The following is a 4,887-nucleotide window of genomic DNA, read 5'->3' as shown; positions in this document are numbered from 1 at the left end:
ACCTAAGAAAAAGGGAAAGGGCCCGGCGCTGCTGCGCCGGGCCCTTTGCGGAATCGAGGTCAGGCCTCGACGTCCAGCAGACCCTTCTTGTACGCCTTCGCCAGACGACGCGGAATACGAACCTCGCGGCCGGCAACCTTGATGTTGTCCAGACCGGTGAGGTCAGCCTTCCACGAGGAACGGCGAGTGCGGGTGTTCGCACGGGACATCTTTCGCTTCGGAACTGCCATTGTCGTGCCTCCCCTCTCTTCTCGTGAGTCGTATGGTCGGTGGGTGGTCCGAGGACCGCCGCCCGACGCTCGGCGCCGCGAGAAGGACCCGACCGGCCCGTTCCCACTGACGGCAACCCGAAAAGCTTAGCACGGCGCGCGCGAAGCCCTGTAGCCCGCCGCGAGTGCGCGCAATGCGATCCTCGCTACAAAATCGGGCGCGCCGCTGCGCCGATGCGCCGCCGCTTCAGCCCTGGCGGGCCTTGAGCCTCGGGTTCTTCTTGTTGATGACGTAGAGGTGGCCCCGTCGGCGCACGACGACGGAGCCCGGCTGCTTGGCGAGCGAACGCAGGGATGCGCGGACCTTCATGCCTGGGCCTCCTGACGATTGGCCTTCGTGTAGCGGTCGCCGTAGCGGGCGCGGAACTTCTCAACCCTGCCGGCGGTATCGACGAGTCGGGACTTCCCGGTCCAGAAGGGATGCGAGGCCGATGAGATTTCGACGTCGACGACGGGATAGGTGTTCCCGTCCTCCCATTCGATGGTCTGATCGGAGGTGAGGGTCGATCGGGTGAGGAACGCGAAGTCGGCGCCGCGATCCCTGAAGACGACTCTGTGGTAATCGGGGTGGATTCCCGGTTTCAAGGGAATCTCCTTTCTCATGTTCGGGGGCGCCCCGCCTCGGCGAGACGAGCGGCCCTCGGGCACTGCCTGTTCGAGGTCGCGGACGAGGGCGTCACCAGGAGGACTTGACGACGCCGGGGAGCTCGCCGCGCAGCGCCATGGATCGGAACTGAACGCGCGAGAGCCCGAATCGACGGAGGTATCCCCTCGGTCGGCCGTCGGTGGCGCCCCGCCCTCGCAGACGGGTCGGCGAGGCGTTGCGGGGCAGGGCGTGCAGGGCCCGCATCGCGGCCTCCCGCTCTTCCGCGGAAGAATTCGGGTTCACGGATGCGGCTTTGAGCTGCGCCCGGCGCTCGGCGTACTTCTCGACGATGCGCTCGCGCTGGAGGTTCCGGGCGATCTTGGATTTCTTGGCCATGTCAGCGGGTCTCCACGAACTCGACGTGCTTGCGGGCGATGGGGTCGTACTTGCGGATCCGCATCCGGTCAGGCGTGTTACGGCGGTTCTTGGTGGTGACGTAGCGGTATCCGGTCCCCGCAGTCGATTGCAGGGTGATGATCGGACGCAGGTCCTTGCTCTTCGCAGCCATCAGAACTTCTCCCCTCTGGCGCGCATGTCGGCGACGACCGCTTCGATTCCGCGCTTATCGATGGTCTTGATCCCCCTCGCGGACAGGGTGAGCGTGATCGTGCGCCCGAGAGAGGGCACCCAATAGCGCTTCTTCTGGACGTTGACGTCCCAGCGTCTCTTCGTCTTCCTGTGCGAGTGGGAGACGGCGTTGCCGAAGCCCGGCGTTGTACCGAGCACCTGGCAGGTTCTGCTCACGGCGCGTCCTTTCGTCGATTCGGTCGCAGGTTCGCGACTCGTACGTGCCTGGGACCAGTTATAGTATTGAGAATCATTCTCATGCAAGCGCTGAGCGAAGGATCACGATGCGACTGAGTTCCCTCTCCTCCCCCTCCCCCATGCTCCGCACGGCGGGCCTCCTCGCCGCCTCGGACATCGCGCCCGCCCTCGTCGTCGACATCGACGAGGACGGCGTCTCCATGCGCCTCATCGAAGGATTCGAGGAAGTCGAACACCGCGAAGTCCCCCTCGCGCACGCCTGCATGTCCTGCTCCCTCCGCGAGGGGATCATCCCCTGGCTCGTTGAGCTGCGCGACGCCGGCCTCGAACGCCTCATCCTCGTCCTGCCCGTCAACGTCGAAGCGCTCACCTGCATCCCCGCCCTCGCAGACCTCACCGCGCCCTCGCAGATCCTCGAAGGAGTCGAAGTCTGCACCCAAGCGCACCTCGTCGACCTCGCCCAAGCCTCCGAGGACCTCTTCGCCCACGTCCCTCTCGAAGACCTCGGCTTGGCGATCTTCGAGGGCGACGAGCGCTGCACCGGTGAAGTCCTCATGAACGGCGTGGGCTACGCCGATCTCATCATCGCCCTCGGCGAAGAGGGACTCGGCCTCGACCTCGTCGAGCATTTGCGGGCCTTCGACTCCCTCATGATCCGCCACCTCGACGAGCTCAGCCCAGAACTCCTCTTCGACGCCCTCCACGATCCCGACGGCGCGATCGCACGCATCCACCCGGCTTCGACCGAAGCCTGGGGCGGCCCCGGCGAAAGGGGCGTATGGACCCTCGACCTCCACTCGGAGCGCCCCTTCCACCCGGAACGACTCGCATCCGCGGCGACGAGCCTCGCCCCCATGGGCGTCTGCGCCAGGGGATGCTTCTGGCTCCCGAGCCGCCCGACGATGATCGGCGCCTGGGAGGTCTCGGGCGGGCGGGTCCAGGTGGGACGCGCGGGCGAGTGGACGCAGGACGCCTACACGCACATCATCATCACGGGAACCGGGCCGGACTCGCTGAAGGACGAGGTCACGCGTGCATTCAACGATCTCCTCATGACACCGGAGGAGATGGCCGGAGCCCTCGCATTCGTGGGAGTCGATGACGGCCTCGCCGACTGGTTCGGCCCCGAGGAGGACTGATCCCGGCGCTAAAGGCGCTGAAGCGCATATCCTGGCCCGGTCCGCACGAATCGGCCAGGAGGAGCCCATGAACGCCGCCAGCATCGACCCCCTCGAGAAGCCCCGCGCATCCGCGCGGGCGAGGCGGCACGAGCGCATGAACCGCGGTGAGGACGGAGCGCATCGGCTCGTCGAGCACCCCGACCGTCCGCCCCTCGCCTTCATCATCGACGCGCACGAGCCGCTGAGCCTCTGAGATGGCACCGATCGACACGATCCGCTCGGGGACCCTCATCGAGCACGAGATCGAGATCAAGCGCTCGCGCTTCCTCACGACCCTCGGGCGCGTCGACTCGGTCCGCGAGGCGCGCGAGCTCATCGACCTCGTGAAGTCCCAGCATCCGCAGGCGCGCCACAACTGCTCGGCCTACCTCGTCATCGAGGAGGGCCTCAATCCCCAGCAGCATTCGAGCGACGACGGCGAACCCTCGGGAACAGCCGGAGCCCCGATGCTCGATGCGCTCCGCCTGTCCGGGACCTGGAACGTCTGCGCCGTCGTCACACGCTACTTCGGCGGGATCCTCCTGGGAGGCGGCGGACTCATCCGCGCCTACTCCTCCTCAGTCTCCGAGACCCTCGCCCTCGCGCCCCGCGCCCACATGCGCGATCTCGAAGTGCTCTCCGCACGCCTCCCCCTGGCCGAAGCGGGTCGCATCGAAGCCGAATTGCGCGCCGCCGGCGCGACAGTGCTCGATGTCACCTGGAGCGATGACGTCGAGATCCGGATCGGCGTGGAACCTAGCCGAAGCGCGCCATTCGATTCCCTCGTGGCGGCCTGCACGCAGGGTGTTTCACATTTCCGGATCGTGGGCACGACCCGCGTTGAAGTGGACGGCCCCTCACCCGAGTCGTAAAGTTTTCAACGTGATTGGACACCGGAACGGCGAAGCGCGCCTGGCCCTTGCAGGCGCCACTGCTTCCGCGTGCCCGTGTCAGTGTCCTGTGGGCGAATGACCCCCATGGCGCGCCATCGCGTCGTCATTCGCCCTGTACCGCGACGCCCGCACTCGCGCGTGCGCCTGCATGCCTGAGCCAGATCCTCAACGGGCGCGCCCCCGTTTCCCGGCCCCTCTTCGCTTCCACTGCATTCATTCAGGAGAACACCATGTCGCACATCGCCTCCAACGTCGCCGAACTCATCGGCTCCACCCCCCTCGTCCGCCTCAACCGGGTGACCGGTGAGGGCGTCGACGTCGTCGCCAAGATCGAGGCCTTCAACCCCGCATCCTCGGTGAAGGACCGCATCGCCGCCTCGATCATCGATGCGGCCGAGGCCTCGGGCGAGCTCGCCCCCGGAGGCACGATCATCGAAGCGACCTCGGGCAACACCGGTATCGCCCTGTCGATGGTCGGCGCCGCCCGCGGCTACAAGGTCGTCATCGTCATGCCCTCCTCGATGTCCGTCGAGCGCCGCATGATCGTGCGCGCATTCGGCGCCGAGCTCGTCCTCACCGACCCCAAGGGCGGCGTCGCCGCGGCCGTCGCCGAGGCCGAGCGGATCCGCGACCAGCGCCCCGGATCGATCATCGCCTCCCAGTTCGCCAATCCCGCGAACCCGGCGATCCACGCCGCGACCACCGGCGAGGAGATCTGGGCCGATACCGACGGCGCCGTCGACGTCTTCGTCGCGGGCGTCGGCACGGGCGGAACGATCTCCGGAGTGGCCAAGGCCCTCAAGGCCCACAACCCCGACATCCGCGTGATCGCCGTCCAGCCGGCCGAGTCGCCCATCCTCACCGGCGGGAACCCCGCCCCGCACGGCATCCAGGGCCTCATGCCGAATTTCCTCCCCGAGAACTACAACGGGCAGATCGTCGACGAGGTCGTCTCCATCGACACCGCCACCGCGATGACCTACGCGCGCCGCGCCGCCGCCGAGGAGGGGCTGCTCGTGGGCGTCTCCTCGGGCGCCGCGCTCGCCGGCACCGCCGAGGTCGCGGCCCGGCCCGAATTCGCGGGCAAGCGCATCGTGACCCTCCTGCCCGACACGGGCGAGCGCTACCTCTCGACGAAGCTCTTCGAGGACCTA

10 protein-coding genes are annotated in these 4,887 nt (G+C 67.5%); 4 read left to right on the top strand and 6 right to left on the bottom strand.

Annotation, left to right across the window (positions count from 1 at the left end; translation table 11 throughout):
* Positions 1-59: 59 nt before the first annotated feature.
* The 6 genes from rpmF to rpmB form a co-directional block, all read right to left on the bottom strand.
* Positions 60-230, bottom strand: coding sequence for a 50S ribosomal protein L32 (rpmF, locus tag ACQY7V_RS00960; protein WP_154477338.1), 171 nt, complete (start codon positions 228-230; stop codon positions 60-62).
* 226 nt (positions 231-456) lie between these two features.
* Complete coding sequence (gene ykgO, locus ACQY7V_RS00955) at positions 457-579, bottom strand: type B 50S ribosomal protein L36 (RefSeq protein ID WP_154477337.1); 123 nt, start codon at positions 577-579, stop codon at positions 457-459.
* Positions 576-854, bottom strand: coding sequence for a type B 50S ribosomal protein L31 (locus ACQY7V_RS00950; protein ID WP_235361587.1), 279 nt, complete (start codon positions 852-854; stop codon positions 576-578). The genes ykgO and ACQY7V_RS00950 overlap by 4 nt, the downstream gene beginning before the upstream one ends.
* A gap of 91 nt (positions 855-945) precedes the next feature.
* Positions 946-1,251 (bottom strand): 30S ribosomal protein S14, encoded by a 306-nt coding sequence (gene rpsN, locus ACQY7V_RS00945; RefSeq protein ID WP_154477335.1) that lies wholly within the window; start codon positions 1,249-1,251, stop codon positions 946-948.
* 1 nt (position 1,252) lies between these two features.
* On the bottom strand, positions 1,253-1,423 hold the full coding sequence (gene rpmG / locus ACQY7V_RS00940) for a 50S ribosomal protein L33 (RefSeq protein ID WP_154477334.1): 171 nt from the start codon (positions 1,421-1,423) through the stop codon (positions 1,253-1,255).
* Positions 1,423-1,659 carry a 50S ribosomal protein L28 gene (gene rpmB, locus ACQY7V_RS00935; RefSeq protein ID WP_184452955.1) on the bottom strand — a complete coding sequence of 79 codons (237 nt, stop codon included), beginning with the start codon at positions 1,657-1,659 and terminating at the stop codon, positions 1,423-1,425. The genes rpmG and rpmB overlap by 1 nt, the downstream gene beginning before the upstream one ends.
* Before the next feature lie 107 nt (positions 1,660-1,766).
* On the opposite strand from rpmB, the gene ACQY7V_RS00930 reads away from it, so the two are divergent.
* The 4 genes from ACQY7V_RS00930 to cysK all read left to right on the top strand — a co-directional run.
* Positions 1,767-2,819, top strand: a complete 1,053-nt coding sequence (locus tag ACQY7V_RS00930) for a GTP-binding protein (protein ID WP_320835978.1) — start codon at positions 1,767-1,769, stop codon at positions 2,817-2,819.
* Positions 2,820-2,886: 67 nt separating this feature from the next.
* On the top strand, positions 2,887-3,054 hold the full coding sequence (locus tag ACQY7V_RS00925) for a hypothetical protein (RefSeq protein WP_320835977.1): 168 nt from the start codon (positions 2,887-2,889) through the stop codon (positions 3,052-3,054).
* A gap of 1 nt (position 3,055) precedes the next feature.
* Positions 3,056-3,712, top strand: a complete 657-nt coding sequence (locus tag ACQY7V_RS00920) for a YigZ family protein (protein ID WP_320835976.1) — start codon at positions 3,056-3,058, stop codon at positions 3,710-3,712.
* Positions 3,713-3,963: 251 nt separating this feature from the next.
* Positions 3,964-4,887, top strand: a 924-nt coding sequence (gene cysK, locus ACQY7V_RS00915; RefSeq protein ID WP_428638480.1) for a cysteine synthase A, incomplete at its 3' end; no start/stop codon positions are given.

The sequence above is a fragment of the Schaalia sp. genome (assembly GCF_050312375.1).
Classification (GTDB): Bacteria; Actinomycetota; Actinomycetes; order Actinomycetales; family Actinomycetaceae; genus Pauljensenia; species Pauljensenia hyovaginalis.
This window is presented reverse-complemented; position numbering and strand designations above follow the sequence as displayed.